Source organism: Streptomyces sp. NPDC050548 (assembly GCF_044457385.1).
Taxonomy (GTDB): domain Bacteria; phylum Actinomycetota; class Actinomycetes; order Streptomycetales; family Streptomycetaceae; genus Streptomyces.
In genome coordinates this window covers 228,377-255,033 of record NZ_JBITGV010000010.1, presented here as the reverse complement: position 1 = coordinate 255,033, position 26,657 = coordinate 228,377, and the positions used below count along the sequence as shown (strand labels likewise).

Sequence of the window (26,657 nt, the reverse complement as noted above, 5' to 3'; positions counted from 1 at the left end):
TCGCATCCGGCGGAACGCGCCGTGCGGCGGTCGGCAAGATCGCTCCCAATCACGCGGAATTTCGAGTCAATCCGCGATCGCGCACGTACCAGCGGTCATGGGCGCCCCGCGCCGACCCGCCACGTCACCAATTCGGAGAACAGGCACCCCATGAACGCATCCGCACCGAACAGCCCAGCCGCCGACGCCACCGCGCAGATCGGCGTCACCGGCCTGGGTGTGATGGGCCGCAATCTGGCCCGCAACTTCGCCCGCAACGGCTACACGGTCGCCGTCCACAACCGGTCGCCGCACCGCACCCACGAGTTGATGAAGGAGTACGGCGACGAGGGTGCCTTCGTCCCGGCCGAGACGGCACAGGAGTTCGTGGCCGCTCTCGAACGCCCCCGCCGCCTGATGATCATGGTGCAGGCCGGTCCGGCCACCGACGCCGTGATCGACGAGTTCGCCGCGCTGATGGAGCCCGGCGACATGATCATCGACGGCGGCAACGCGCACTTCGCCGACACCCGCCGCCGTGAGGCCGCCCTGCGCGAACAGGGACTGCACTTCGTCGGCGCCGGGGTCTCCGGCGGCGAGGAGGGCGCGCTGAACGGGCCGTCGATCATGCCCGGCGGCTCTGCGGAGTCGTACGCCGTGCTGGGCCCGATGTTCGAGTCGGTCAGCGCGAAGGTCGACGGGGAGCCCTGTTCCACGCACATCGGCACGGACGGCGCCGGGCACTTCGTGAAGATGGTGCACAACGGCATCGAGTACGCCGACATGCAGCTCATCGCCGAGGCCTACGACCTGCTGCGCCAGGTCGGCGGCTACACCCCCGCCGAGATCGCGGACATCTTCCGCCGCTGGAACGAGGGACGGCTCGGCTCCTACCTCATCGAGATCACCGCCGAGGTCCTCGCGCACACGGACGCGGAGACCGGCGGGGCGTTCGTCGACATCGTCAAGGACGCGGCGGGCCAGAAGGGCACCGGGCGCTGGACCGTGCAGACCGCGCTGGAGCTGGGTTCGCCGGTCACCGCGATCGCCCAGGCCACCTTCGCCCGCGCCTCCTCCAGCCAGGCGGACCTGCGCGCCGCCTACCGCGGGCTGCCCGGCGGCACCACTCCCCCGCTCAGCCGCACCGAGGCCGACCGCTTCACCGCCCAGGTGGAACAGGCGCTGTACGCCTCGAAGGTGATCGCCTACGACCAGGGCTGGAAGATGATCCAGGACGCGGCCACCGAGTACGACTGGTCGATCGACCTCGCCGCGGTCGCCGGGATCTGGCGCGGCGGCTGCATCATCCGCGCCTCCTTCCTCGACCGGATCCGCGCCGCCTACACGGCCGACCCGGGGCTGGTCAGCCTGCTCGGCGAGGAGACCTTCGCGCGCGAGATCGGCGACGCGCAGGTCCCGTGGCGCGAGGTGGTCGCCTCCGCGGCCCGCCGGGGTATCCCCGTCCCGGCGTTCTCCGCCGCGCTGTCGCACTACGACACGCTGCGCGCCGAGCGTCTGCCGGCGGCCCTGCTCCAGGGCCAGCGCGACTTCTTCGGCGCCCACACCTACGGGCGTACCGACCGCTCCGGCACCTTCCACACCCACTGGTCCCGGCCCGGCCGCCCGGAGACGACCGCCTGACCAACTCCCGTACCCGGCCCGCCCGTTGAGGCGGGCCGGAAAGACCATGCGCCCGCTACTCGTCCACGGCGAGGGCGGGCGCCGCCGTACTCGCGCGGACCACGAGCTCGGTCGGCACCAGGGTGGTGCCGTGCTCGTCGCCCCGGTCCCGCATCCGCCGTAGGACACCCTGCACGCACAGGCGGCCGACCTCGGCGAAGTCCTGGTGGACGGTGGTCAGGGGCGGCAGGAAGGAACCGGCCTCGGGGATGTCGTCGAAGCCGATGACGCTGACGTCCTCGGGGATGCGCCGGCCGCGCTCGTGCAGGGCCCGCAGGAGGCCCAGGGCCATCTGGTCGTTCGCCGCGAACACGGCTGTGCAGTCGGCCTGTTGGGCCAGTTCCAGTCCCACGCGGTAGCCGGACTCCGCGGACCAGTCGCCGCGCACCACGGGTGGCACCGGGCAGCCCGCGTCGGTGAGTTCGGCGCGCCAGGCGTCGGCGCGGCGCTGGGCGGCGAAGGACTCCTCGGGTCCGGCCAGGTGCCAGACGGTGCGGTGGCCGAGGTCGAGGAGATGCCGTACGGCCGCGCGCGCCCCGCCGTTCTGGTCGGTGTCGACCACGCTGTAGCGGTCGCCCGCGTCGGAGTCGGCGACGACGACCTGGACGTGGGGCGGCAGCGAGATGGTCGCCGCGTCGAGGAGGTGGACCTCCATGATCGCGATGACGGCGTCGACGGCGAGTTCGCCCAGGCGGGAGAAGGCGCCGCGCACCTCGTCCTGGGTGGGGACGGCGACCGGCAGCAGCGTGACGGCGTAGCCCTCGTGCGCGGCGGAGGTGGCGATCGCCTCCAGGGTGCGCATGTTGCCGGTGGTGGAGAGGTTGAAGGTGATCACGCCGATCGTGCGGAACTCACCCCGCTTGAGCGCGCGGGCGGCGCTGTTGGGCCGGTAGCCCAGTTCCTTCATGGCGGCGAGGACCTGCTGGCGGGTCTCCTCGTTCACGCCCGCGTAACCGTTGGACACCCGGGAGACAGTCTGCGAGGAGACGCCTGCCAGGCGTGCGACATCGGCCATGGACGCGCTCGGGGCGCGCTGCACGACCCGTTTCCCGCCGCGTCTACGGGGCTCCTCGGTGCCGGCCGAGGCACTGTGCGCTGTGTCCACCCGTCTCCTTCCCCTATCGATCCGATTGCCTGGGGCACGTTTCACCAAACGGCCCTTGACCACCGACATTGGGGCAGTGTAGACATGCCGCCATCAGATGTTTACGTAAACATAACAGGCCGGGACCCTCTCGGACCTGGGTGTTTACGCAACCATCGCGACGGCGTGTGACGCCGGTTCCGAGATGGACGAGCGAGGAACTACATGACGACGCTTCAGCCCCCTGCGGCCGCGACTCGGCCCCCGGTCAGGCCATCGGCCAAACGGGACCGCCGTTCCTGGACAGGGTGGGGTTTCATCGGCCCCTTCGCGGTGGTCTTCGCCTTCGTCTTCCTGGCTCCGATCGTGTACTCGGTCTATCTCAGCCTGTACCGCAACCAGCTCATCGGCGGAAACCACTTCGTCGGCCTGGACAACTACACGCAGGCCTTCCAGGACGACCAGTTCTGGTCCTCCCTGGAGCGGGTCTCGCTGTTCCTGGTGATCCAGGTGCCGATCATGCTCGGCATCGCCCTGTTCGTGGCCCTCGCCCTGGACAGCGGCCGGCTCTTCGGCCGGGACTTCTTCCGGATCACGATCTTCCTGCCGTACGCCGTGCCCGCGGTGGTCGCCACCCTGATGTGGGGCTTCATGTACGGCACCCAGTTCGGTCTGGTGGGTGACATCAACAGCGCCTTCGGCGTCACGCTGCCCGACCCGCTCTCCACGCACCTGGTGCTGGCGTCGATCGGCAACATCGTGACCTGGGAGTTCGTCGGCTACAACATGCTGATCTTCTACTCCGCGCTGCGGGTCATCCCGACCTCGCTGTACGAGGCCGCGGAGATCGACGGTGCCGGGCAGTTCCGCGTCATCACCGCCATCAAGCTCCCCGCGATCCGCGGCGCGCTGGTCATCGCGACGATCTTCTCGATCATCGGCAGCTTCCAGCTCTTCAACGAGCCGAGCATCCTGCGACCGCTGGCACGCAACGCGATCACGACGGACTACACCCCGAACTTCTACACGTACTCGCTGTCCTTCAACGGCCAGCAGCACAACTACTCCGCGGCGGTCGCGATCATCATGGGGCTGATCACCATGGTCATCGCCTATGTCGTGCAGCTTCGCGGCATGCGCAAGGGAGCCTGACCATGAGCACCCCCGTCACCACCGCCCCCGGGTCGGCGCCCGCACCGTCCGGCGGCGGATCCCGGAGCGCGCCGCGGCTGCGCACCCCCCGCAAGAAGCACACACCTGGGCGCCCCAAGCGCAGCGTGCTGCTGACCGTGCTCACCGGTCTGATCCTGGTCTACACCGTGGTGCCCCTGATCTGGCTGGTCATCAGCGCCACGAAGACCCAGTCGGGACTGGCCGACTCGAACGGCCTGTGGTTCGCGCACCGCTTCGCCCTCTGGTCGAACATCCACGACACGTTCACCTACCACGACGGCATCTTCGGCCGGTGGCTGCTGAACACCCTGCTCTACGTCGTGCTCGGCGCCGGCGGCGCCACCTTCCTGGCGATCCTCGGCGGCTACGCGCTGGCGAAGTTCAACTTCCCCGGGAAGCGCGCGATCTTCGCCGTGGTCATCGGCGCCGTCGCCGTCCCGGGCACGGCCCTCGCGGTGCCGACCTTCCTGATGTTCAGCAAGATCGGGCTGACGGACACCCCGTGGGCGGTGATCATCCCCTCGCTGATCTCGCCGTTCGGCCTGTATCTGATGTGGGTCTTCGCCACCGAGGCCATCCCCGTCGAACTCCTCGAAGCCGCCCGTATGGACGGAGCCGGCGAGATCCGCACCTTCTTCCAGGTCTCGCTGCCGCTGCTCGCCCCCGGTGTCGTCACGGTGCTGCTGTTCACCACGGTCGCGACCTGGAACAACTACTTCCTGCCGCTGATCATGCTGCGGGATCCCAACTGGTACCCGCTGACCCTCGGTCTGAGCGCCTGGAGCTCCCAGGCCCAGACGATCGGCGGCGACGTCATCTTCAACCTGGTGATCACCGGTTCGCTGCTCACCATCGTGCCGCTGATCGCGGCGTTCCTGCTGCTGCAGAAGTACTGGCAGTCCGGTCTCGCCGCCGGAAGCGTCAAGGAATAACCCCACCCTCAAGAAGTCCCACCCACGAAGAAGTGGAAGCATCTCCATGCGCAGAACCACCGGCCGCCTGCTGCGCGGCCTCGCCCTCCTCTCCGTCCTCTCCCTGGGGGCGACGGCGTGCGGCAGTTCGGACGACAGCAGCTCCAGCAGCAAGGCTGTCTCCGCCTCGGACATCCAGGCGGCTCTGAAGAAGGGCGGCTCGGTCACGGTCTGGGCCTGGGAGCCCACGCTGAAGAAGGTCGCTGCGGACTTCGAGAAGAAGTACCCGAAGGTCAAGATCAACCTGGTCAGCGACAAGTCCGGTGACAAGTACTACACCGCTCTGTCCAACGCGATCGCGGCCGGGAAGGGCGTCCCGGACGTCTCCCAGGTCGAGTACTTCGCGCTCAGCCAGTACTCCCTGACCAAGGGTCTCAGCGACCTGGCGCCGTACGGCGCGAGCAAGCTCGCCTCCAAGTACACGGCCGGTCCGTGGAACGCGGTGAGCGACGGCTCCAAGGTCTACGGCCTGCCGATGGACTCGGGCCCGATGGCGATGTTCTACAACAAGAAGGTCTTCGACAAGTACAAGATCGCCGTCCCGACCACCTGGGACGAGTACGTCGTCGCGGCCCGCAAGCTGCACAAGGCCGACCCGAAGGCGTACATCGCCAACGACGCCGGTGACGCGGGCTTCACCACCAGCATGCTGTGGCAGGCCGGTTCGCGCCCGTACAAGGTCGACGGCACCAAGGTGACGGTCAACTTCGAGGACGCGGGCGCCAAGAAGTACACGGAGACCTGGCAGAAGCTCCTCGACGAGAAGCTCGTCGCGCCGATCAACGGCTGGACCGACGACTGGTACAAGGGCCTCGGTGACGGCACCATCGCCACCCTGACCACCGGTGCCTGGATGCCCGCCAACTTCGTCAGCGGCGTGGCCGGTGCCTCCGGCGACTGGCGCGCGGCCCCGATGCCGCAGTGGACCGCGGGTGCCAAGGCCAGCGCGGAGAACGGCGGTTCGTCCCTCGCCCTGCCCGCGCTGGGCAAGAACAAGGAACTCGCCTACGCGTTCGTCGAGTACGCCAACGCCGGCGCCGGTGTCCAGACCCGTGTCGACCAGGGAGCCTTCCCGGCGACCAAGGCGGAACTCCAGTCCTCCGCGTTCCTGAACAAGGAGTTCCCGTACTTCGGCGGCCAGAAGGCCAACGAGATCTTCGCCCAGTCCGCGTCCGAGGTCGCCTCCGACTGGTCGTACCTGCCCTTCCAGCAGTACGCCAACTCGATCTTCAACGACACCGTCGGCAAGGCCTACATCTCGGGCACCACGCTGGCCCAAGGTCTGAAGAGCTGGCAGGACGCCTCCGTCAAGTACGGCAACGAGCAGGGCTTCACGGTCAACAAGTGACCCGCTCGAAGTAGCCGGTCCGCAGCGACCGGCACCTCCTCGGGAGCCGCCGCCGAGCAGCACTCGCCCGGCGGCGGCCCGCCCGGAATCCACCCCGCATCTCGTTCCACCTGTGCAGTAGCCGGAAGGACCCCCATGATCTCCACCCTCCTGTCCCAGTTGCGGCACGGGCCGGACGGTGACGCCACCCCCCGTCTCGCCTACGGCGCCGACTACAACCCGGAGCAGTGGCCTCGCGAGGTGTGGGACGAGGACATCCGGCTGATGCGCGAGGCCGGCGTCAACATCGTCTCGCTGGGGATCTTCTCCTGGGCGCGCATCCAACCGGCCCGGGACGACTGGGACTTCGGCTGGCTCGACGAGGTCATGGACCTGCTGCACGCGGGCGGCATCGGCGTCGACCTGGCCACCGCGACCGCGTCACCGCCGCCGTGGCTCAGCACGGAGCACCCGGAGATCCTCCCGGTGACCGCCGCCGGCGAGACCCTGTGGCCGGGCGGCCGTCAGCACTGGCGTCCCACCTCGCCGGTCTTCCGCGAGCACGCGCTGCGCCTGGTACGGAAGTTGGCGGAACGCTACGCGGACCACCCCGCGCTCGTGGCCTGGCATGTCTCGAACGAGCTGGGCTGCCACAACGTCTACGACTACTCCGACGACGCGGCGCGCGCCTTCCGCGACTGGCTGCGCGCCCGTTACTCCACGATCGACACGCTCAACCAGGCCTGGGGCACGGCATTTTGGTCGCAGCGGTACAGCGACTGGGAGCAGATACTGCCGCCCCGGCTGGCCGCGTCCTTCCCGAACCCGACCCAACAGCTCGACTTCAAGCGCTTCTCCTCGGACGCGCTCAAGGACCATCTGCGCGCGGAGCGCGACCTGTTGCGCGAGATCACCCCTGATGTGCCGGTCACCACCAACTTCATGGTGATGGGCAACACCAAGGGCATGAACTACGCCGACTGGGCCGCCGAGATCGACTTCGTCTCCAACGACCACTACGTGACGCCGGGTTCGCAGGACCGCGACGAGCTGTCCTTCTCCGCGAACCTCGTCAGCGGCATCTCCGCCGGCAAGCCGTGGTTCCTGATGGAGCACTCCACCAGCGCCGTCAACTGGCAGCCCGTCAACGTGGCCAAGCGCCCCGGCGACCTGGCCCGTGACTCGCTGCTGCATGTCGCGCACGGCGCCGACGCCGTCTGCTACTTCCAGTGGCGCCAGTCTGCCGCGGGCGCCGAGAAGTACCACTCCGCGATGGTGCCGCACGCCGGTGCCGACAGCGAGGTGTTCCGCGCGGTGGCGGAACTCGGCCGCACCCTGCGGACGTTGGCGCCCGTCGCGGGCACGGACCGCGAGACGGCCCGGGTCGGCATCGTCTTCGACTGGGAGTCCTGGTGGGCGAGCGAGCAGGACTCGCACCCCACCGACCGGCTCGACTACCGCCAGGAGGCGCTGGACTGGTACTCCGCCCTCCTCGACCTCGGCGTACGGGCCGACATCGTCACGGCGCAGACAGCCCTGGACCGCTACGACGTGGTGATCACACCGGTCCTGCACATGATCCCGGCGGCCCTGTCCAAGGAACTCACGCGCTACGTCGAGCAGGGCGGCCATCTGGTCTCCACCTACTTCTCCGGTGTCGTCGACGAGAACGACCACATCTGGCTCGGCGGCTACCCGGGCGCCCTGCGCGACCTGTTGGGCATCCGTATCGAGGAGTTCGGCCCGCTGCTCGACGGCGACACGGTCGAGCTGGACCTCGACACCGCCGCCACGGGCTCCCTGTGGACCGACCGGATCACGGTGACCGACCCGGAGGTGGAGGTGCTGGCCCACTACCGCAGCGGCACGTACACCGGCCGCCCCGCGGTCACCCGCCGTACGGTGGGCGGGGGTTCGGCCGCGTACGTGTCCACCCGGCTGGGCCGCGGCGGCCTCACCGGCCTCCTCCCCCGGCTGCTCGCGCCCGCCGGTGTCGAGAGCGAACTGCCGGACGCCGCAGGGGGAGTTGTCGAGCTGACCGTCCGCCGCAACACCGACAGCCGCTATCTGTTCCTGGTCAACCGCACCGACAGAACAGTGCCGTTGACGGGTCTGTCCGGGGAACTCCTGGTCGGCACGGCGGGCGAGGACGGTTTCCCCGTCCTCGCCCCCAGGGACGTCGCGGTGGTACGCCGACCCGTCAGGTGAGTTCGAGCAGCCCCCGGCGGACGGCCTCCGACACGGCCGCCGCCCGGTTGTCGACCTTGAACTTGCGGTAGATCCGCACGAGATGGGTCTTGATCGTGGCCTCGCTGAGGAACAACGCTTCGGCGATGGCCCGGTTGCTGTGCCCCTCGGCCATCAGCCGGACGACCTCGACCTCCCGCTCGGTCAACTCCTGTGCGGGATCGACCACTTGGCCGACGAGTTCGCCGACGATCTCCGCCGCCAGCCCGACCGAGCCGGCGGCGGCCGTACGAACGGCCTGGAACAGTTCCTCCGGCGGCCCCGCCTTCAGCACATAGCCGCGGGCACCCGCCTCCAACGCCCGTACGACATCGGCCCGTCCGGCATAGCTGGTCAGCATCACCGCCGCCACACCCGGCGCCCGCTCGGCGAGCCGACGGACGGCCTCGACGCCGTCGATCCCGCTCCCCGGCCCGGCGAACCGCAGATCCATCAGCACGACGTCGGGCGTCAACCGGACCGCCAGGCGTACGGCCTCCTCGCCGCTGCCGGCCTCGGCGACCACGTCGAGGTCCGGTTCACCGTCGAGCAGGGCGCTCAACCCGGCCCGTACGACGGCGTGGTCGTCCGCGATCAGGACGCGGAGCGGTCCGGCGGTCACGAGGCGGTCGCCACGGCGAGAGGCACCACCGGTTGAATCCGGGACGGGGCGGACACCGTGGCGCGGACCCTGGTCCCGCGGCCCGGCACGCTGCTCACGTCGAGGTCTCCCCCGCACTCACGCAGTCGATCTCTGGCCGCGGGCAGCCCGAATCCGCGGTCCGCGCGGGCACCGGCCGCGAAGGCCGCGGCGGGGTCGAATCCCCGCCCGTCGTCGGCCACTTCGAGTTCCACCCGGTCGCGGTGGCGCCGGAAGGTGACCAACACGCTTCCCGCATCGGCGTGTTCGCGTACGTTCGCCAGGGTGCTCTGGGCGACGCGGAAGAGGGCGGTGGCCGTGTGCTCGTCGAGCACCGGCCGATGCGCGCCCACCGTGCGGAACTGGACGCCGGCCCCGGCGCCTTCGGCCCGCGATCGGGCGCACAGCAGACGCAGGGCGTCCTCCAGGCCCGCCTCGGCGACGGCGGCGGGAGTGAGACCACGGATGATCCTCCGGGTCTCCGTCAGGTTGCTGCCCAGGCCGTCGGTCACGGCACGGACCCTGGTGAGTGCCTGGTCCGGCCGCTCGTCCCAGTCGCGCTGGGCCGCCTGGAGCAGCATCACGCTGCCGGCGAGTTCCTGGGCCAGTGTGTCGTGCAGGTCGCGGGCTATACGGGTCCGCTCCGCCAGCACGCCCGCCTCCCGCTGTTGCTCCGCGAGGGTGTCCCGCGTGTCCCGCAACTCCTCCACGAGCCGCTGGCGGACGGCCGCGTCCCGCTGCTGGTTCCGGTAGAGGGCGACGGTCGCCCACACCGCGGCGACGGGAACCAGCACGACCTCGGGATCGAACCGGCCCGTGGACCGGACGAGCGCCCCGACCAGTACGACGGTGATCACGGCCACCGTCACCACGGCGGCGCATCGGCCGAGCACGCGCAGGGCGGCGCAGGCGAGCGGAACGGCGCACCACACGTAGGCGGTTGTCAGCGTCGCCGGGGTGAGGAAGGTCAGAACGGTCCACAGCAGGAGCAGTGCGGGGATCCAGGCGCGCCGGCCGAACGGCCCGAGTCGGTCCCACCACGTCAGGCCCGCCGCGTACACCAGCGCGAGCGATCCGCTGATGCTCACGATGTACCAGCACAACGGGATGTCGAGAAGGGCGAGCCGGACGAAGCCCGCCCCGACGACGAGGAACAACGCGAGATGGGAGACGTGGTCCAGGGTGTGCCGACTGCCGCGAGCGGTCAGCGGAGCGCGAGCGGACACGGCAGATCCCCTTGGGACGAAAGATCCGGACAGGGCTCCCGAGTCTATCGACCGCCTGTATGACCGGTGTGAACAGCGGGGTCCGTCACGCCCCCGGGTGCAGCCCCAGCCAGCCCGGCGAGGGATCGCCCTTCACCTCGCCGAAGTAGAGGGCGAAGGTCTGCTTCCAGCGCTCGACCGCCGCGCGGTCGGCCATGAAGCGGGGGAAGCCGTCGATGTTCGCGTTCGGGTACTCCCAGATCGGCTTCAGTCCCGCCGGGAGCGTGATGTCGGTGCGTACCGACCAGCCGTTGAAGGACGCCTGCTGCTGGGCGGCGGACAGCTGCCAGTTGAGGTAGAGCTTGGCGGCCGTCGGGTTCTTGGCCTGCTTCAGGATCGCCGCGCGCTGGCCCCAGGCCATGAAGGGGTGGCCGTCGGGGACGACCCACTTCACAGGAGACGTGGAGACCAGCGTGCCCGACGAGGCGACGCCGATCGCCTTCTGCCCGGCGCGCACCGCGTCTCCCGGGGAGTTGCTGCCCCGGGCGAACCGCACGTCCTGTCCGGCGAGCGCGGCGACCCACTCCCAGCCGTACCGCTGCGCGTACAGCGTGTAGAGGTAGAGGGCCGCGTCGTCGTCGTGCGGGTACGACGAGGCGATCTTCCCCTTCCACTTCGGGTCGATCAGTTCGAGCGGGGACTTCGGGGCGTCCGCACCGACCGCGGCGGCGTCGTACAGGAAGCTGAAGGCCACCGCGGCGATGGCCACCCAGGCGCCCTGCGGGTCCTTGAAGCCGTCGTGGACCTTCGAGAACCCGGCCGGCTTGTAGGGCAGGAGTCGGCCCTGCTCCTTCCAGCGTGTGAAGTCCTGCAGCGTCTGGAGTTGTACGACGTCGGGTACGAGGGTGTCGGTGGCGAACTGGTTGTCCACGCGGACGTCGTGGTACTTGCTGTAGTCGACGATCAGCGTCAGATCGATCTCGGGGAAACGCTTCCGGAAGGCGGCCTTGGTGGCGTCCTGCTGGGTCGGCGTGTCCCCACCGGCGTAGATCACGAGCTCGCCGCCGTCTGCCAGGGCCGCCTGGTACAGCTCGTCGAGCGACCTGGTCTCCTCCCGCGAGGACCGGGAGGACGGGGAGGACGGGGAGGACGGGGAGGCGGAGGCGGTCGTGGCCGTGGCACCGAGCACGCTCATTCCGAGGGCGGCACCGGCACCGCCGGCGAGTACACGTCGTCTACTGAGGAAGCTGGACACGCTGTGGGACCTCTCCGATGGGGGGCTCGAAGCCATGGGCTGCGTGGGCGGGAACCCGGCGCCATGGTCATTCGTGATTCTTCAGCCGCCCGAAGGCCGTTCGCGTCGTCCGTACGGAGCGAGGGATGCGCGAGAGGTTGAAGTCGCGTTCAACCGATCGGTTGAACGGGATGTCGCCGAGACGGTCCGCTCATGCGCGCAGCATGGCCCTCGCCGCGTCGCCGACCTGTCGTACCTGATCGGCCGTCAGGCGCCGGACGTCCCAGATCAGTTCGGCCACATCGGCCGACGCCGGCTTCTGCGGCGGGGTGCCGTCGGGGACGTCGATACCGGTGAGGACGGACAGGGTGTCCACGGGGACACCCAGGACGGTCCCGAAGTCGACCAGCAGGTCGGGGGTGAGTTCCTTGAGGCCGTGTCCCACCATCCCGTACGTGGCGGCGGACCAGTACCGGCCCGTCAGGCACAGGAACGTCTTGGCTGTCCCCGACCAGTTCAGGTTTCGGTTGCCGATCATGCGTAGGAGCACGGCACCGGGACCCCGCTCGTACTGTTCATGCGCTCTCGGTACCGGAACCGGCCGCGTGCGGTTCTCCTGGGGCAATGACCGGACGAGTTGACGCAGTCGGCGCCTCTGTTCCGGTCGCAGGCTCATGGCGTCCCGCACGAGATACGGGACCCTCCCGCCCGCTGTCACGTCCAGAGCAGCCCATTCGTCCGGTACCGCCACGTCGGCGATCACGCACAAGTCCGCGGGGTGCAGGTGCAACGCCGTCGCGAGCCTCCGGAGAAGCGACGGGCTCGCCTCGGTGCCGCCGAAAACCGCCCGGAGTTCGGGTTCAGGGACCCCCGCCGTCCTCGACAGGTCAGCGATGTCCGGCTGCCGATGACTCGCCAACCGTGCCAACAGCACGTCGAAGCCCGGAAGTTCCGTCATCCTTCGGCCCTCGGACGCAGCCCCGTGACCGTGACCGAGACCAGTCGTCGCGCCGCCGCCTTGGACGGCAGGACGCCCGCCGCGGCGAGGGCGTGGAGGCAGTAGGTCGCCAGTTCGTCCGGGGAGACGTCGTCACGGATGTCGCCGGCCCGCACGCCCTCCGCCAGGAGTTCGCTCAGGAAGCGGTGGAGGTGCTGCTCGGCGCCTGCGACGTGGTCGCCCCTGTGCAGCAGCGCGCCGAGCTCGGGGCCGTGGCCGTGGCGCCGTTGTTGGATGAGCGCGAAGGCCTCCAGCACTGCTCGCAGTCGCTCGTCCAAACTGCCGGGGCCGTCCCGGAGTTGGGCGAGTTCATGCAGATGCCCGGTGATCTGCTGCTCGTGCCACGCCGTCATGATCGACTCGACGTCCGGGAAGTACTTGTACAGCGTGGCGCGGCCGATCCCGCTCTCCTCGGCGATCCTCGACATCGTCACCGAGCGCAGCCCGCGCTCGGTCACCAGCACCGCCGTGGTCTCCAGCACCGCGTCGCGCACTGCGCGGCGGTGCTCCTCGATGGTCTCGTTCCAGAGCTTCGGCACCCCCTCAGCATACGCACCGCCGTGGTCGAGACATGACGCATTGACAGCGACAGAGTGTATCGATAAAGCTGTGGAAACGGCCTCAGCCAGGGAAAGGCCGTGTGCCCTCGCCGCCCGCAACCGCACCTGAACTCCCGGGCCCGACCGAACCGAGGAACCCATGCCCACCGCCGAAGCACACGTCGCCACCGAACGCCCCGGCCGATATCTCGTCCAGCTCTGCAAGCACTTCGACAACAAAGGCCGCCACCTGGGCCACCGCCCGCGCTCCCACGGCACCGAAGACGGCATGCGGTCCCCGAGGACGCACACGCTTCCCGAGCCGCGGCCCGATCAGATCCACGTCGAGTGGACGGATACCGACGGGACGCTCACCCTGCCCTGGGGGCGGTGCGTCCTGCGGGCCACTCCGGGCCTGCTGACAGTGCGCGTCGAGGCGGACGACCCGGAGAACCTGGGGCGACTGCGGGACCTCGTCACCACGCACCTGGGCCGGTTCAGCAGGCGGGACCCCTTGACGGTGGAGTGGCAGCAGTCCGAGACGTCCGACGAGGCGGTGCCGGCGCCCCAACGGCGGGGCGGCCGGGCCCGGTTCGGGGTCATCGGCGTGGCGGTGATCGCCGTAGCGCTCCATCTGGGGCTCGGCGGAGCCGTCCTCACCCGGACGTCGTGGACCGGCTGGTTGGTGGGTTTCCTGGTGACGGTCGTCGTGGTGAAGGTTGCCCTCGTGGGCGGGTTCACCCTGCACCGTCACAGGCGCCGTACCGAATAGGGCCGCTCGTCACCCCGGGCAACATGCCCGATGTCACTTCCCTCGCCCGGCCGCAATGCATGCGCCGTATACCCCCTACGGGTATAGTCCTGGCCGACGGACACCGGAGAGGGGCGGGTTCATGGAAGCGATCGGGCACGCGTTGTCCATTGCCGGTTCGATGACTTGGGAGGTCACCTGGGCGCTGATCCTCGGCTTCACACTCTCCGCCGTCGTGCAGGCGGTGGTGCGCCGGTCGACGGTGGTACGGCTGCTCGGCGACGACCGGCCACGCACGCTCGCGCTGTCCGCCGGGCTCGGCGCGGCCTCGTCCTCCTGTTCCTACGCTGCTGTAGCGCTCGCGCGTTCCCTCTTCCGCAAGGGCGCCAACTTCACTGCCGCCATGGCCTTCGAGATCGCCTCGACCAATCTGGTCGTCGAACTCGGCGTGATCCTGGCCCTGTTGATGGGCTGGCAGTTCACCGCCGCCGAGTTCGTCGGCGGACCGATCATGATCGTCGTACTCGCCGTGCTGTTCCGCCTCTTCCTGCGCGAGCGCCTGCTGCACCAGGCACAGGAGCAGGCCGAGCGCGGGATCGCCGGCTCCATGGAGGGGCACGCGGCGATGGACATGTCGATCGGGGGCGAGGGGAGTTTCGTCCGTCGGCTGTTCTCGGGGGACGGATTCACGTCCGTCGCGCACATCTTCGTGATGGAGTGGGCCGCGATCCTGCGCGACCTGGTGGCCGGGCTGTTGATCGCCGGGGCGATCGCCGCGTGGGTGCCGGACAGCTTCTGGCACACGTTCTTCCTCGCGGACCATCCCCTCGCCGCGAAGCTGGTCGGGCCACTCGTCGGCCCCCTGGTGGCGATCGCGACCTTCGTCTGCTCGATCGGCAACGTGCCCCTCGCGGTGGTCCTGTGGAAGGGCGGCATCAGCTTCGGCGGGGTGATCGCCTTCATCTACGCCGACCTGCTGATCCTCCCGATCCTGAACATCTACCGGAAGTACTACGGCGCCCGGATGGCCGGCTTCCTCCTGGTCACCTTCTTCGCCGCGATGGCCGTCGCCGGCTACATCGTCGAATTCACCTTCGGCGGGCTGGGGTTGATCCCCGACCAGGCCGACGCCACGATCCCCGACGACGGCATCACCTGGAACTACACGACCTGGCTCAACATCGCCTTCCTGCTCCTGGCGGCGAGCCTGGTCGTACGGTTCCTGCGCAGCGGCGGCCCGGCGATGCTGCGGATGATGGGCGGTTCACCGGATCACGGCGGGCCGGAGCAGGAGCACCCGCACGAGCACCATCACCAGCACGACCACTAGGAACTGCCCGGCCGATCCAAGCCCCCGCCATCATTGCGCGGTCCATCGATGAAGCCCTTCGAGCAGCGGAGCCGTCCGCTCAGGTCCCGGCAGCGCGTTGACCTCCTCCGCGACCCGCCCGGCGGCGCGGCGGCAGTCGCGGTCGGCGAGCACGGCCGACACCGTCGCGCGCACTTCCTCGGAGGTGACGGTGACCGGGTCCAGAACGCGGGCGGTCCCGAGGTCGAGGCATCGCCGCGCGTTGTACGGCTGGTCCGCGCCGAGGGGAATCAGGACCGACGGGAGACCGTGGGCGAGCGCGCCCATGACTGTGCCGGAGCCCGCGTGTGAGACCACCAGATCGCAGCGCGGGAGAAGCAGTTCCTGCGGGATGAACCGTTGGACCCGGACGTGGTCGGGCAGTGGACCGAGCGCGGCGGGGTCGACGCTCTCGCCGACGGTCACCACCACGTTCACGGGAAGCTCCTGGAGTCCGGCCAGGACGCGGGAGAACAGGTCGGCGGTGTTGTTCACGGTGCCGAGGGTGAAGTACACGGTGGGCGTGCGGGGCGCGGTGTCGGCCGGACCGGCGGTGGCCGGCCGGAACGAGAAGGTGTGTGCCGGCAAGGGGAAGCGCGGGTCCCGGAAGCTCGGCGGGAACGGGGACAGGACCAAGTGCCGGTCCAGCATGGCGAGTTCGGGGTCCGGCGGCAGGCCGTACGCGGAGCGCAGCTCGTGCAGCGGCGCGGCGACGACCTCCTTGCGCAGGAAGCCCCCGGCCGCGAGCACGAGGACGGTCGCGCAGGGCAGCGTGAGCGTTTCGGCCGCGATCGCGGTGCCGAAGTCGACCTCGTCGCGCACCAGGACATCGGGTTTCCACGCACGGGCGAGTTCGAGAACCGCCGCCGCGTGCCGTCGCGCACCGCGCCGGGCGAATCCCTCTGCGAGCTGCCGGACATCCGCTTCCGGGTCGGGTGTCCGTACGGTCCCGCGATCCGCGGCCCGCGTGCGGCCGCGCGGCTCGCTCGTGGCGAAGGCGGTGAACCCGGCGGCCACGATCTCGGGACCCCTGCCACCCGCTCCGGCGACGGCGACCGTGTGTCCCGCGTCCCGTGCGGCTCGGGCCACCGGGATGAGCGGGCGGAAGTGACCGCTGCCACCGATAAATGTGAACAGGATGCGCATCGGGCGAGGTTACCGGCGTCGCATTCCCGCGCCGTACCGGTCAGTTCACTGTAAAGAACCTTGACAGGCGATTGGTCTAGTCCAAATATGGTCGCTGTTCGCCCCGGTCCGGGGCGACTTCTCTCCTTTCAGCATGGGAGCGTCAATGAGACGACCGGGGCCTCTTCGCGCGTCACTGTCCTGTACGGCCGTAACGGCCCTGTCCGCGGGGCTTGTTGCTCTCGGCGGGGGTGCCGCGAGCGCCGATCATCGCGCGCGGCCCATGCCGGACCATGTCGCGGCGCCGTACTTCGAGGCGTGGACCGGTGAGAGTCCGGCCGCGCTCGCCGCGGCCTCCGGCAACAAGTACCTCACGATGGCCTTCCTCCAGACCGAGGCGGCCGGTTCGTGCACGGCGTACTGGAACGGCCTGCCCGCCCAGCCGATCGCCAGGTCCACGTTCGGCGAGGACATCGCCACGATCCAGGCACGCGGCGGCAACGTCATCCCGTCCTTCGGTGGCTACAGCGCGGACACCACCAACACCGAGCTGGCCGACAGCTGCACCGATGTCGACGCCATCGCCAAGGTCTACGAGAGCCTCGTCACGACCTACGGCGTGAGCCGTATCGACCTCGACATCGAGGCCGACTCCATCAACAACACCGCGGGCATCGACCGCCGCAACAAGGCGATAGCCAAGGTGCAGCACTGGGCCCAACGCACGGGCCGCAGCGTGGAGTTCTCCTACACGCTACCGACGACCACCACCGGTCTCGCGCCCAACGGCGTGGCCCTGCTGCAGAACGCCGTCGACAACGGCGCGCGCGTGGACGTCGTGAACATCATGACGTTCGACTACTACGACGGCGCCAGCCACGACATGGCGGAGGACACCAAGACCGCCGCGGCCGGTCTGCACTCCCAACTCGCCGCGCTGTACCCGAAGACGAACCCGGCGAAGCTGTGGAAGAGGATCGGCGTCACCGAGATGCCCGGCATCGACGACTTCGGTCCCGCCGAGACCTTCACCACTCAGAACGCCGTCACCGTGAAGAAGTGGGCAGAGGCCCGGGGCATCAACACGCTCTCCTTCTGGGCGCTCCAGCGCGACAACGGCAACTGCGTGGGCACCGGCGGCGCCAACAACTGCTCCGGGATCGCCCAGGACACCTGGTACTTCAGCCACACCTTCAAGTCGTTCACGCGGCGGTGACGGGGAGGGTCGACTCCCAGGTGTCGACCCCGTAGTCGAGGGTCATGCCGTGCCGCTCGTACAGGGCGAGCGCGTTGCTCGTGTTGTCGGTGTCCACGCCCAGGCCGATGCGGTCGCGGCCCAGCGCCGCGTAGTGGCCGAAGGCGTGGCGCAGGAGGTGGCTGCCCAGGCCCCGGCCGCGGGCCTGGCGCAGGACGGCGAGGTTGCCGATCCAGGCCATGGAGGCGCGGTCGTCGTGGGTGCGCAGCAGGCCGGCGTCTCCGAGTCCGTCGACGTGGGCGAGCCAGATCAGCGACCAGTCGACTCGCTCGGCGTCGATGTCGTCCAACCACTGTGTGTAGGTGCGGTACTGGAAGTCGAAGTGCTCGGTCATGGCCTCCTGGAGCAGCGCGTGGGCGCGGCGGCGGTCCGCTTCCTCCAGGCAGGGGCGCAGCGACACGCCGGGCGGAGAAGGAGGCAACGGATCGTCCGACGGCGACAGTTGACGGGCCATCACGTTGTAGCGGCGGACCGGTTGCCAGCCTCGGGCGCGTAGTGCGGGCAGGTCCATGGTGGGGTTCAGGGTGAGGTGCAGATGCACCACGGCGCGGGGCGCTCCGTTGGCGGCGGCGCGTTCCGCGGCCCTGGTCTCCATCAGGTCGAACAGGTGCAGGGCGCCCGGCAGTTGCCCCGGCACGATGTAGTGGTCGATGTCGATCCGCTCGCCGCCCGAGTCGTCCCACAGCAGGCCGTATCCGATCAGGCGGGCGCCGTCGAGGAGCAGCCAGGAGTCGCGCTCCAGGTCCACTTCGGGGTGCTTCAAGTCCCCCTGGATCGCGGCGAGTTCGGTGTCCGGGCGGCCGATCTCCAGGATGTCGATCTCGTTGAGCAGGGCGCAGATCGCCCCCGCGTCGTCGGATGTCGCCGGGCGGACGCTCAGGCCGGGCGGCGAAGCGGTGGGGGCGGTCATGGACCCACTGTCCGATGACCGCCCCCGGCTCGCAACGGAGTTTCCTCGCCCGTCCGGTCAGTCCGCCATCAACTCCCGCACCAGGGGCGCCACCTTCGTGCCGTACAGCTCGATGTTGGTCATGAGGGTGTCGTGGGGCATTCCGGTGATGCCGTACTTCAGGTTGAAGCGGGTCGCGTCGAGGGTCTTCAGGGTGTCGGCGATCTTGCGGGCCACGGTCTCGGGTGATCCGACGTGCAGGGCGCCGCCGGGGCCGACGTCGCGCATGAGGCTCTCGCGGGTCGGGGTGCGGAAGCCGCGTTCGCGCGCCACGCCGCGGATCAGTTCCTGGAAGGCCGGCACGAACTCCTCCACCGCCTGTTCGTCGGTGGCGGCGACATGGCCGGGCGCGTGCACACCGATGGGCCGCGCGGGGTGGCCGAACTCCGCCAGCGCCCGTCGGTACAGCTCGGAGAACGGGGCGAAGCGGGCTATGTCCCCGCCGATGATCGCCAGCATCAGGGAGAACCCGTACTGGGCGGTGCGGATCACCGACCGGGGGCTGCCGCCGACGCCGATCCAGGTGGGGATCGAGCCGGTCTCGCTGTGCGGGTAGACGGAGATGCCGTCGAGGGCGGCACGCGTGTTGCCGGACCAGGTGACGGGCTTCTCCTTGAGCAGTTCGGCGAAGAGGGCGACCTTCTCCTCGAACAGCTCCTCGTAGTCGCTGAGGTCGTAACCGAAGAGCGGGTAGGACTCGGTGCTCGATCCTCTGCCGAGGATGACCTCGGCGCGGCCGGCGGAGACGGCGTCGAGGGTGGCGTAACGCTGGTAGACGCGGACGGGGTCGTCGGAGCTGATCACGGTGACGGCCGAGCTGAGGTGGATGTTCGAGGTGCGCGCGGCGATGGCCGCGAGGACGATGTCCGCCGCCGACAGCGGCATCGCCTCGGTGTGATGCTCGCCGATACCGAAGTGGTCGACGCCGACCTGATCGGCGAGGACTCCTTCCTCGACGAGGCGGCGGATGGCCTGGCCGTGGGTCATCGGCTTGCCGTCCGCGCCGTTCGTGACGTCGCCGAACGTGTCGAGACCGAGCGTGACGCCGTCGGTACTGGTCGGGTTGGTCATGTCGTACTCCTTGGGTCTGCTCGGTGGGTCAGGTGGCGATACGGCGCATCACGCCGAGGAGCCGGGTCAGGTCGTCGGCGTCGACGTGGTCGAGGACATGGCGCCGGACGCTGGCGAGGTGGGCGGGCCAGGCCTCCTGGAGGCGGGCGAGGCCCTGGTCGGTGAGGACGGCGTTCCAGCCGCGGGCGTCCTCCGCGCAGCGTTCCCGTCCGACCAGGCCCTGCGATTCCAGGCGGGCGACGATGCGGGTCATGCCGCTCAGCGAGAGGTTGCAGACGGACGCCAGCTCGCTCATGCGCATCCGGCGGTCAGCGGCCTCGGAGAGGTGCATGAGGGTCGTGTACTCGGACAGCGGCAGGCGCTGCTCGCGCATCATGTCGGCGTCGACCGCGCGGGGCAGCACCAGCATCACCCGCGCGAGTTCGCGCACCAGCGCCTCTTCGTGCGGGTTCATGGGCTGCAGCGGCTGCTCGGGCGTGGTCATGCCACCAGTTTACTTGATTGACGCAGCAATGACTTTTCGACAACAGCAAGGGCTCGGCGCAGCTCTCTTGCTCACCCGAGGGGCGAGGTCTCCCCCGTCGTCTCCGCGTGCCCGTGGTAGCGCAGCAGGAGCATCGCGGCGTCGTCGTGGAGCGGGCCCGCGGTGTGGCGGACCAGGTCCTCGCGGAGGGAGTCGAGCGCGCTCTGCGCGTCGGGTTCCTTCAGCAGGTGCGCCCGCTCGCCGAGCGGATAGAAGGTGCCGTCCTCGTCGCGGGCCTCGGTGACGCCGTCGGTGTAGAGCAGCAGTTGCTCACCCGGTGCGAAGCACACAGGGAACGGTTTCGGGGGCTCGCCACCCTGGGCGCCGCCGAGGCCGAGGGGCGGGGCGTAGGCGGGCGGTGCGGGGAAGTCGGCGGTGCCGTTGCGTCGTACGACCATCGGGGGCGGGTGGCCGTAGTTGAGGAAGAGCACCTCGTGGTCGGTGCCGATCTCGGCGAGGACTGCGGTCACGAACTTCTCGTCGGACAGGACGCGGGAGACGCTGCGCTCCAGGCGTTCGCCGAGGCCCACCAGGTCGGGTTCGTCGTGCGCGGCCTCCCGGAACGCGCCGAGCACCACAGCGGCCGTCTCGACGGCGGCCAGGCCCTTGCCCTGCACATCGCCGACGATGACGCGCACACCGTGCGGGGAGGCGACCACCTCGTAGAGGTCACCGCCGATCCGGGCCTCCGCGACGGCCGAGGTGTACGACACCGCCGCCTGGAGCGGACCGGCGGTCAGCGGCACCGGGCGCAGCAGGACGCGTTGCGCGACCTCGGCGATGGACCGCACGCTGGCCAGTTCGGCCTCGCGGCGTCCGCGCATCACGGCGGCGGCGATGCCCGCGCCGGTCACGCCCACCACCGACACCATCGCCAGGAAACCTCTGCGTTCCTGGAACAGGCCGTCGTAGAGCCCGAGTCCGACACACAGGGCGAGGGCCGCCGCGCCGAACCACGCGGTGCGGCGCCAGCCGCCGACCAGTCCGGCGAAGGCCGGTCCGAGGGAGGCCAGCGGCAGGAAGCCGAGTCCGGGGCCGGTGAGGAGGTCCCCGACGGCGACCACCGCCATCACCACGGCGGGCAGCCAGGTCAGCACCGAGAGACTGCGCTGCGGCTTCGTTGCGGCCATGGTCCACTCCAACGGCGTCACGGCTTCCGAAGCCGCCCTCGCCTTCCGCGCAGGGGTCCCTCCCCCACCTTGGACATCGCAAGGCTGCCAGGCAACCCCTCGGAGGCGCCCGGCCCTTTACCCAATTGATTCCGAGAACTGACATTTCCTGATCGGCGACAACCAATCGGCGCGGGCCGGTTGGCGATCACGGACTCCGGGCAAGTGAAGTGTGAAGGACCCGCCGCGCAAGAGATGCAGCGGCCCCGGTGCGGTGACACCGCGGGGATACCGGGTTGTCCTAGGAGGGGAAGTGATTCGCCATGCGTACGCATCGGCGTACCCATAGGCGTTCCGTACGCGTGGAGTACCTGCTGCCCGACGAGGCCGCGGCGGCGGGTCAGGCACGAAGGCTGACATCGGAGTTCCTCGCCCGCTCCCGCAGCCGGATGGCGCGGGTCGACGAGGAGCAGATCGACGACGCGACGCTCATCGTCTCCGAACTGGTCGCCAACGCGACCGAGCACGGACGCGGCGAGTGCCGGCTGCGGCTCCAACTGTCCGACGAGCGCGTCACGGTCGAGGTCTACGACGACAACCCGACCCCGCCCCGGGTACGGCCGCTGACGGCCGAGGGTGAGAGCGGACGCGGCCTCGCCATGGTCCGCTGCCTGGCCCACCGCCTCGATGTCACCCCGCTCACCGGGGGCGGCAAGCGGGTGCGGGCGATCCTGTCCATCTGATCGACCCCCAGGACTTAACAGCAAGGCAACGCGGGCGTACTGCCGAGCGAAACGTGGCCGCGCGATTTTTTGCTCTACGGACGTAGAGAAAAAATCCCCCGGAGGCCCGTATGGCTGCCGCTCCACATCCCCTCGACCCGCTCGCCCCTCAAGAGATCACCGCCGCCCGCGAGTTGCTCGTGGCGGCCGGACTGGTCACGGAGGCCACCCGCTTCGCCTACCTCGGGCTCCTCGACCCGCCCAAGTCCGGCCCGGGGCAAGGGGATCGCCGGCTGCGGGTCCTGCTGCTCGACATCTCCGGCGGTCCCTCCTGCGACGCGACGGTCTCCCTGACCGAGTCGCGGGTCGTGTCGCACCGGCTGATCGACGCGGCGACGGAAGGCCAACTCCCGGTACTGGACGCGGAGTTCGCGATCGTCGAGGAGGTCCTCGCCAAGGACCCGCGCTGGCTGGCCGCGCTGGCCGCCCGTGGCCTGGACGTGGACTCGGTGCGCGTCGCCCCGCTCTCCGCGGGGGTGTACGACGCCGAGTACCCGCAGGAGCGGGGCCGCCGTATCCTGCGCGGGCTGGCCTTCGTGCAGGAACACGCGAGGGACCACGCGTGGGCGCATCCCGTCGACGGACTCGTCGCCTACGTGGACGTCCTGAACCGGAGCGTGGACCAGGTCATCGACGCCGGCCCGGTACCGGTACCCGCGGAGTCGGGGAACTTCGACGACCCTGCCGTCACCGGCCCGCCGCGCACCACCCTGAAGCCCATCGAGATCACCCAGCCGCAGGGCCCCAGCTTCGCTCTCGACGGCAACACGCTGACGTGGGAGAACTGGTCCCTGCGCATCGGCTTCGACGCCCGCGAGGGGCTGATACTCCATCAACTCGCGTTCGCCGGGCGCCCGGTGGTCCATCGCGCGTCGATCGCCGAGATGGTCGTGCCGTACGCCGACCCCTCCCCCGTGCGGTCCTGGCAGAACTACTTCGACACCGGCGAGTACCTCATCGGGCGCTACGCCAACGCGCTCCAGCTCGGCTGCGACTGCGTCGGCGACATCACCTACCTCGACGCGGTGATCGCCGACGAGACCGGCACACCGCAGACGCTCACCAACGCCGTCTGTCTGCACGAGGAGGACTACGGCATCCTCTGGAAGCACACCGACCTCTGGGCGGGCTCCGTCGAGACCCGGCGCCAACGGCGCATGGTGCTCTCCTTCTTCACCACGGTCGGGAACTACGACTACGGCTTCTACTGGTACCTGTACCTCGACGGCACGATCGAGTTCGAGGCCAAGGCCACCGGCGTCGTCTTCACCTCCGCCCACCCCGGCGGCGACTACCCCTACGCCACCGAACTCGCCCCCGGCCTCGGCGCCCCCTACCACCAGCACCTGTTCAGCGCGCGGCTGGACATGGCGGTGGACGGTCCCGTCAACCGCGTCGAGGAGATCGAGACGGTCCGGGTGCCGATGGGGCCCGACAACCTGCGCGGCAACGCCTTCGCCTTCAAGCGGACCCCGCTGACGCGGGAGAGCGAGGCGCAGCGGATGGCCGACGCGGGCGTGGACCGCGTGTGGCACATCTCCAACCCCGGGTCCCTGAACCGGCTCGGCAGGCCGGTCGCCTACGCCCTGCACCCGGAGGGCAAGCCGGCTCTCCTCGCCGATCCCGAGTCCTCGATCGCGGCCCGCGCCGCCTTCGCCACGAAGCACCTGTGGGTCACCGCCTACGACCCGGCCGAGCGCTACTCGGCGGGCGACTTCGTCAACCAGCATCCCGGCGGTGCTGGGCTGCCCGCGTACGCCGCCGCCGACCGGGACATCGACGGGCAGGACCTCGTCGTCTGGCACACCTTCGGACTGACCCACGCCCCACGCCCCGAGGACTGGCCGATCATGCCGGTCGACATCACGGGCTTCACGCTCAAGCCGGTCGGCTTCTTCGACCGCAACCCCACCCTCGACGTGCCGCCGAGCGCCTCCGGCCACTGCGGGACAACAGACACCGGAGGCTGTCATGTCTGAACAGACCATCAGCGACAGCTCAGTTGACACATCGTCAAAACTCCGTGGCTCCGTCGGAGTCGGCGGGATCGTGTTCATGGTCGTCGCGGCGGCCGCGCCGCTCACCGCCATCGGCGGCGCCCTGCCGGTGATGCTGGCCATCGGCAACGGCCCCGGCGTACCGGCCGCCTACCTCCTGGTCGCCGTCGTCCTGCTGCTGTTCAGCGTCGGCTACGCGGCGATGAGCCGCCATGTCGTCGACACCGGCGCCTTCTACTCCTACGTCACCGCAGGCCTCGGCCGGATCACCGGCACCGGGGCGGCCGGGCTGGCGCTGCTCACGTACAGCACGATCCAGGCCGGGATCTACGGCCTGTCCGGCATCACCCTTCAGGGGCTGGTCGTGAAGTACGGCGGCCCCGACCTGCCGTGGTGGCTGTGGGCCGGAGTGCTGTGGGGACTGGTCGCGGTGCTGGGCTTCCGCAACATCGAGGTCGGCACGAAGGTGCTGTCGGTGCTGCTGGTCCTGGAGGTCGGCATCGTCACGGTGATGACGGTGGCGATCCTCGCCCAAGGAGGCGCCCACGGCATCGACTTCGACTCCTTCACGCCGGGTGCCTTCAACACGGGTTCGGCGGGGATCGGCGTGATGTTCGCGGTCGCGTCCTTCGTCGGCTTCGAGGCGACCGCCATCTACAGCGAGGAGGCGCGGGACCCCAAGCGCAGTGTGCCCAGGGCGACTTACCTCGCGGTCATCACCATCGGCGGCTTCTACGCGCTGTCCAGCTGGGCGGTCGTCCTGGCGGTCGGCACGGACGAGGTACAGGGCGCGGCGGCGAAGAACACGAGCGGGCTGGTCTTCGCCGTGGCCGGGCAGTATGTCGGTTCGGCCGCCTCCGACACGATGGAAATCCTGCTGCTGACAAGCCTGTTCGCGGCGCTGCTCGCCTTCCACAACGCGGTCTCCCGCTACTTGTTCTCCCTCGGCCGCCAGGGCGACGCCCCGGCGATCCTGGGCCGCAGTCACGCCAAGCACGGTTCGCCGCACGCCGGTTCGGTGGTGCAGAGCGCCTCGGCCGCCGTGGTCGTGGGGGCGTTCGTCCTCGCGGGGTCGGATCCGGTGCTGGAGCTGTTCACCTGGATGAGCGGTCTGGCCACGCTCGGGGTGCTGGTGCTGATGATCCTTGTCGGCGTCGCGATCATCGCCTTCTTCGCCCGCACGGGCGCGGACACCCGGCTGTGGCACACCCGGCTCGCGCCCGCCCTCGGCGCCCTCGGGCTGTGCTGGATCACGTACATGGTGCTGGCCAACTTCACCACCCTGATCGGCGGTTCGGCCTCGCTCGCGCGGCTCTTCGAGGGGATCGTCGTCCTGTTCTTCGCGGCCGGGGCGGTCTCCGCCGCCGTCCGGCGCCGCCGCGATGCATGAAGTCCTCCCGGCCACCGTCGCGCTGACGGGCTCCGGTCTGTGCCTCGCGGGGCATGTTCCGGGGCCCGTACGGCGCTGGGGTCCGCACGCCGTCGTGCTCGCCGTGACGCTGCTGATGGTGGTGGGGAGCCCGGGGCCGTATCCGCTGCTCGTGGGCGCGGGCGTGACGGCGGGCATGTGTCTGTTCGTCCGCGGGCCGGTCGCCGCCGACCTCGCGGTGATGGCCGTGGTCACGGCGGCCATGGCCCAGCTTCCGGACGGGCAGCACCATCACCAGGCCGACGGCCATGGGCTGTTCGCGCTTGCGGTGGTGCTGTGGCTGCTGGCCCGGGCGGGGGCCGTCATGCACCGGGCGCTGCGTCCCGGTGTGCCGTGCGCGGGTCCGCTCAGCGGTGCGGGCGGCGCGATGATGGCCCTCGGCATGGCCGCCATGCTGGGTTGACCGGGTCGGACCTGCGTCGGAGCGGCTGGATTAAGGTCGGGGCATGCCCAAAATCGTCGATCATGACGCGCGGCGCCGCGAGATCATCGAAGCCGTATGGGCCCTGATCGCAAGACGCGGGCTCGACGCCGTCACCATGCGGGACCTCGCCGCCGAGGCCGGCTACGCCAACGGGGCGCTGACCGGCTACTTCCGCAACAAGGACGAGATCCTGCTCGCCGCGTTCCAGCACGCCTTCGAGAGCACCAACGTCCGCGCCCGCGAATCCATCGCCGATGCGACCGGCCTGCCGGCGCTGCGCCTGCTCTGCCTGGAGATCATGCCGCTCGACGACGTGCGCCTCATGGAGGCCCGGGTTGTCATCGCCTTCTGGGACCGTGCCGTCCACGACGACCGCATGGCCGGGGTCCACGAGAGCGCCATGGCTGCCTGGCGCGAGCAGATGTGCGGCTATCTGCAACAGGCCCGCCGGCAGGGCGACATCGACACGGGGTCACCCGACGACGAGGTCGTCGACACTCTCCTCGCGGCCCTCATGGGCTTCCAGATCAACGCGGTCCTGCTGCCCCACGCCACCACGCCCCGGCGTCAAGAGGCGGTTCTCGACGGCCTGTTGGGCTCGTTGCGGCCGTAGAGCAGCGGTGGGACGACGGGCACCTCCGGGGCGGCCTCGATGTCGGCCGGTGTCATGCGGAACTCGTCGGGGTACGCCTCGCGGCGGGTGCGGCGGTCGGGTTCGATGGTGCGCCACATGTAGAGGCAGCGGACGCACTGGAGTACGTCCCACACGCCGGGGACCGGCGAGGTGGTCACTGTGTCGACCGTGTCGTGGGCGCAGCGGGGGCAGATCATGGCGGTGG

Annotated in this window: 25 protein-coding genes; 13 read left to right on the top strand and 12 right to left on the bottom strand. The window is 69.9% G+C overall.

Features of this window, described 5'->3' with window-relative positions:
- Window positions 1–150 precede the first annotated feature (150 nt).
- Window positions 151–1,620: an NADP-dependent phosphogluconate dehydrogenase gene (gene gndA / locus ACIBJH_RS27495; RefSeq protein ID WP_399119542.1), complete on the top strand. Its 1,470-nt coding sequence runs from the start codon at window positions 151–153 to the stop codon at window positions 1,618–1,620.
- Window positions 1,621–1,675: 55 nt separating this feature from the next.
- On the opposite strand, the gene ACIBJH_RS27490 is transcribed toward gndA, so the two are convergent.
- Window positions 1,676–2,764, bottom strand: coding sequence for a LacI family DNA-binding transcriptional regulator (locus tag ACIBJH_RS27490; RefSeq protein ID WP_399119541.1), 1,089 nt, complete (start codon window positions 2,762–2,764; stop codon window positions 1,676–1,678).
- 204 nt (window positions 2,765–2,968) lie between these two features.
- Here ACIBJH_RS27490 and ACIBJH_RS27485 point away from each other — a divergent pair, with 204 nt between their 5' ends.
- The 4 genes from ACIBJH_RS27485 to ACIBJH_RS27470 all read left to right on the top strand — a co-directional run bounded on the left by ACIBJH_RS27485 (window position 2,969) and on the right by ACIBJH_RS27470 (window position 8,422).
- Window positions 2,969–3,895, top strand: coding sequence for a carbohydrate ABC transporter permease (locus ACIBJH_RS27485; RefSeq protein WP_200712559.1), 927 nt, complete (start codon window positions 2,969–2,971; stop codon window positions 3,893–3,895).
- 2 nt (window positions 3,896–3,897) lie between these two features.
- Entirely contained in the window at window positions 3,898–4,848 is a 951-nt protein-coding gene (locus tag ACIBJH_RS27480) for a carbohydrate ABC transporter permease (protein ID WP_399119540.1), read from the top strand.
- Between the two features lie 46 nt (window positions 4,849–4,894).
- Complete coding sequence (locus tag ACIBJH_RS27475; RefSeq protein WP_399119539.1) at window positions 4,895–6,235, top strand: ABC transporter substrate-binding protein; 1,341 nt, start codon at window positions 4,895–4,897, stop codon at window positions 6,233–6,235.
- Window positions 6,236–6,370: 135 nt separating this feature from the next.
- Complete coding sequence (locus ACIBJH_RS27470; protein ID WP_399119538.1) at window positions 6,371–8,422, top strand: beta-galactosidase; 2,052 nt, start codon at window positions 6,371–6,373, stop codon at window positions 8,420–8,422.
- Here the strand turns inward: ACIBJH_RS27470 and ACIBJH_RS27465 are convergent.
- The 5 genes from ACIBJH_RS27465 to ACIBJH_RS27445 form a co-directional block, all read right to left on the bottom strand.
- Complete coding sequence (locus ACIBJH_RS27465) at window positions 8,415–9,062, bottom strand: response regulator (protein WP_399119537.1); 648 nt, start codon at window positions 9,060–9,062, stop codon at window positions 8,415–8,417. The genes ACIBJH_RS27470 and ACIBJH_RS27465 overlap by 8 nt on opposite strands.
- Complete coding sequence (locus ACIBJH_RS27460) at window positions 9,059–10,306, bottom strand: sensor histidine kinase (RefSeq protein WP_399119536.1); 1,248 nt, start codon at window positions 10,304–10,306, stop codon at window positions 9,059–9,061. The genes ACIBJH_RS27465 and ACIBJH_RS27460 overlap by 4 nt, the downstream gene beginning before the upstream one ends.
- An 85-nt stretch (window positions 10,307–10,391) precedes the next feature.
- Window positions 10,392–11,540 carry an ABC transporter substrate-binding protein gene (locus ACIBJH_RS27455; RefSeq protein ID WP_399119535.1) on the bottom strand — a complete coding sequence of 383 codons (1,149 nt, stop codon included), beginning with the start codon at window positions 11,538–11,540 and terminating at the stop codon, window positions 10,392–10,394.
- Window positions 11,541–11,730: 190 nt separating this feature from the next.
- On the bottom strand, window positions 11,731–12,057 hold the full coding sequence (locus ACIBJH_RS27450) for a hypothetical protein (protein ID WP_399119534.1): 327 nt from the start codon (window positions 12,055–12,057) through the stop codon (window positions 11,731–11,733).
- 416 nt (window positions 12,058–12,473) lie between these two features.
- Complete coding sequence (locus ACIBJH_RS27445) at window positions 12,474–13,055, bottom strand: TetR/AcrR family transcriptional regulator (protein ID WP_399119533.1); 582 nt, start codon at window positions 13,053–13,055, stop codon at window positions 12,474–12,476.
- A gap of 160 nt (window positions 13,056–13,215) precedes the next feature.
- Between ACIBJH_RS27445 and ACIBJH_RS27440 the strand changes: the two genes are divergently transcribed.
- Together ACIBJH_RS27440 and ACIBJH_RS27435 are read left to right on the top strand one after the other, a co-directional pair.
- Window positions 13,216–13,827, top strand: coding sequence for a DUF2218 domain-containing protein (locus ACIBJH_RS27440; RefSeq protein WP_399119532.1), 612 nt, complete (start codon window positions 13,216–13,218; stop codon window positions 13,825–13,827).
- Window positions 13,828–13,948: 121 nt separating this feature from the next.
- Window positions 13,949–15,136, top strand: a complete 1,188-nt coding sequence (locus ACIBJH_RS27435) for a permease (protein ID WP_399119531.1) — start codon at window positions 13,949–13,951, stop codon at window positions 15,134–15,136.
- Window positions 15,137–15,166: 30 nt separating this feature from the next.
- On the opposite strand, the gene ACIBJH_RS27430 is transcribed toward ACIBJH_RS27435, so the two are convergent.
- Window positions 15,167–16,300, bottom strand: coding sequence for a glycosyltransferase (locus ACIBJH_RS27430; RefSeq protein ID WP_399119529.1), 1,134 nt, complete (start codon window positions 16,298–16,300; stop codon window positions 15,167–15,169).
- Window positions 16,301–16,562: 262 nt separating this feature from the next.
- Here ACIBJH_RS27430 and ACIBJH_RS27425 point away from each other — a divergent pair, with 262 nt between their 5' ends.
- Entirely contained in the window at window positions 16,563–17,495 is a 933-nt protein-coding gene (locus ACIBJH_RS27425) for a chitinase (protein ID WP_399119528.1), read from the top strand.
- Here ACIBJH_RS27425 and ACIBJH_RS27420 read toward each other — a convergent pair.
- From ACIBJH_RS27420 to ACIBJH_RS27405, 4 genes are all read right to left on the bottom strand, one after another.
- Window positions 17,482–18,444 carry a GNAT family N-acetyltransferase gene (locus ACIBJH_RS27420; RefSeq protein ID WP_399119527.1) on the bottom strand — a complete coding sequence of 321 codons (963 nt, stop codon included), beginning with the start codon at window positions 18,442–18,444 and terminating at the stop codon, window positions 17,482–17,484. The genes ACIBJH_RS27425 and ACIBJH_RS27420 overlap by 14 nt on opposite strands.
- Window positions 18,445–18,501: 57 nt before the next feature.
- Window positions 18,502–19,554, bottom strand: a complete 1,053-nt coding sequence (locus ACIBJH_RS27415; protein ID WP_399119526.1) for an LLM class flavin-dependent oxidoreductase — start codon at window positions 19,552–19,554, stop codon at window positions 18,502–18,504.
- Window positions 19,555–19,582: 28 nt separating this feature from the next.
- The gene (locus ACIBJH_RS27410) at window positions 19,583–20,038 is read right to left on the bottom strand and encodes a MarR family winged helix-turn-helix transcriptional regulator (RefSeq protein ID WP_399119525.1); all 456 of its coding nucleotides are present in this window, start codon (window positions 20,036–20,038) and stop codon (window positions 19,583–19,585) included.
- A 71-nt stretch (window positions 20,039–20,109) separates the two neighbouring features.
- Window positions 20,110–21,207, bottom strand: a complete 1,098-nt coding sequence (locus ACIBJH_RS27405) for a PP2C family protein-serine/threonine phosphatase (protein WP_399119523.1) — start codon at window positions 21,205–21,207, stop codon at window positions 20,110–20,112.
- 302 nt (window positions 21,208–21,509) lie between these two features.
- Here ACIBJH_RS27405 and ACIBJH_RS27400 point away from each other — a divergent pair, with 302 nt between their 5' ends.
- The 5 genes from ACIBJH_RS27400 to ACIBJH_RS27380 all read left to right on the top strand — a co-directional run bounded on the left by ACIBJH_RS27400 (window position 21,510) and on the right by ACIBJH_RS27380 (window position 26,431).
- The gene (locus ACIBJH_RS27400; RefSeq protein ID WP_399119522.1) at window positions 21,510–21,929 is read left to right on the top strand and encodes an ATP-binding protein; all 420 of its coding nucleotides are present in this window, start codon (window positions 21,510–21,512) and stop codon (window positions 21,927–21,929) included.
- Window positions 21,930–22,039: 110 nt separating this feature from the next.
- Entirely contained in the window at window positions 22,040–23,947 is a 1,908-nt protein-coding gene (locus ACIBJH_RS27395; RefSeq protein ID WP_399119521.1) for a primary-amine oxidase, read from the top strand.
- Window positions 23,940–25,355 carry an APC family permease gene (locus ACIBJH_RS27390; RefSeq protein ID WP_399119520.1) on the top strand — a complete coding sequence of 472 codons (1,416 nt, stop codon included), beginning with the start codon at window positions 23,940–23,942 and terminating at the stop codon, window positions 25,353–25,355. The genes ACIBJH_RS27395 and ACIBJH_RS27390 overlap by 8 nt, the downstream gene beginning before the upstream one ends.
- Window positions 25,348–25,797 (top strand): hypothetical protein, encoded by a 450-nt coding sequence (locus ACIBJH_RS27385; RefSeq protein WP_399119519.1) that lies wholly within the window; start codon window positions 25,348–25,350, stop codon window positions 25,795–25,797. Before ACIBJH_RS27390 ends, ACIBJH_RS27385 begins: the two co-directional genes overlap by 8 nt.
- 43 nt (window positions 25,798–25,840) lie before the next feature.
- Window positions 25,841–26,431, top strand: coding sequence for a TetR/AcrR family transcriptional regulator (locus ACIBJH_RS27380; protein ID WP_399119518.1), 591 nt, complete (start codon window positions 25,841–25,843; stop codon window positions 26,429–26,431).
- On the opposite strand, the gene ACIBJH_RS27375 is transcribed toward ACIBJH_RS27380, so the two are convergent.
- The gene (locus ACIBJH_RS27375; RefSeq protein WP_399119517.1) at window positions 26,386–26,649 is read right to left on the bottom strand and encodes a non-oxidative hydroxyarylic acid decarboxylases subunit D; all 264 of its coding nucleotides are present in this window, start codon (window positions 26,647–26,649) and stop codon (window positions 26,386–26,388) included. The genes ACIBJH_RS27380 and ACIBJH_RS27375 overlap by 46 nt on opposite strands.
- Window positions 26,650–26,657: the final 8 nt, after the last annotated feature.

Coding starts and splice junctions, on each gene's coding strand:
- ACIBJH_RS27450 (WP_399119534.1), bottom strand. CDS start 12,057: ATGATCGGCAACCGAAACCTGAACTGGTCGGGGACAGCCAAGACGTTC.
- ACIBJH_RS27395 (WP_399119521.1), top strand. CDS start 22,040: ATGGCTGCCGCTCCACATCCCCTCGACCCGCTCGCCCCTCAAGAGATC.
- ACIBJH_RS27390 (WP_399119520.1), top strand. CDS start 23,940: ATGTCTGAACAGACCATCAGCGACAGCTCAGTTGACACATCGTCAAAA.
- ACIBJH_RS27475 (WP_399119539.1), top strand. CDS start 4,895: ATGCGCAGAACCACCGGCCGCCTGCTGCGCGGCCTCGCCCTCCTCTCC.
- ACIBJH_RS27400 (WP_399119522.1), top strand. CDS start 21,510: ATGCGTACGCATCGGCGTACCCATAGGCGTTCCGTACGCGTGGAGTAC.
- ACIBJH_RS27440 (WP_399119532.1), top strand. CDS start 13,216: ATGCCCACCGCCGAAGCACACGTCGCCACCGAACGCCCCGGCCGATAT.
- ACIBJH_RS27470 (WP_399119538.1), top strand. CDS start 6,371: ATGATCTCCACCCTCCTGTCCCAGTTGCGGCACGGGCCGGACGGTGAC.
- ACIBJH_RS27405 (WP_399119523.1), bottom strand. CDS start 21,207: ATGGCCGCAACGAAGCCGCAGCGCAGTCTCTCGGTGCTGACCTGGCTG.
- ACIBJH_RS27415 (WP_399119526.1), bottom strand. CDS start 19,554: ATGACCAACCCGACCAGTACCGACGGCGTCACGCTCGGTCTCGACACG.
- ACIBJH_RS27435 (WP_399119531.1), top strand. CDS start 13,949: ATGGAAGCGATCGGGCACGCGTTGTCCATTGCCGGTTCGATGACTTGG.
- ACIBJH_RS27385 (WP_399119519.1), top strand. CDS start 25,348: ATGCATGAAGTCCTCCCGGCCACCGTCGCGCTGACGGGCTCCGGTCTG.
- ACIBJH_RS27485 (WP_200712559.1), top strand. CDS start 2,969: ATGACGACGCTTCAGCCCCCTGCGGCCGCGACTCGGCCCCCGGTCAGG.
- gndA (WP_399119542.1), top strand. CDS start 151: ATGAACGCATCCGCACCGAACAGCCCAGCCGCCGACGCCACCGCGCAG.
- ACIBJH_RS27410 (WP_399119525.1), bottom strand. CDS start 20,038: ATGACCACGCCCGAGCAGCCGCTGCAGCCCATGAACCCGCACGAAGAG.
- ACIBJH_RS27480 (WP_399119540.1), top strand. CDS start 3,898: ATGAGCACCCCCGTCACCACCGCCCCCGGGTCGGCGCCCGCACCGTCC.
- ACIBJH_RS27380 (WP_399119518.1), top strand. CDS start 25,841: ATGCCCAAAATCGTCGATCATGACGCGCGGCGCCGCGAGATCATCGAA.
- ACIBJH_RS27430 (WP_399119529.1), bottom strand. CDS start 16,300: ATGCGCATCCTGTTCACATTTATCGGTGGCAGCGGTCACTTCCGCCCG.
- ACIBJH_RS27375 (WP_399119517.1), bottom strand. CDS start 26,649: ATGATCTGCCCCCGCTGCGCCCACGACACGGTCGACACAGTGACCACC.
- ACIBJH_RS27425 (WP_399119528.1), top strand. CDS start 16,563: ATGCCGGACCATGTCGCGGCGCCGTACTTCGAGGCGTGGACCGGTGAG.
- ACIBJH_RS27420 (WP_399119527.1), bottom strand. CDS start 18,444: ATGACCGCCCCCACCGCTTCGCCGCCCGGCCTGAGCGTCCGCCCGGCG.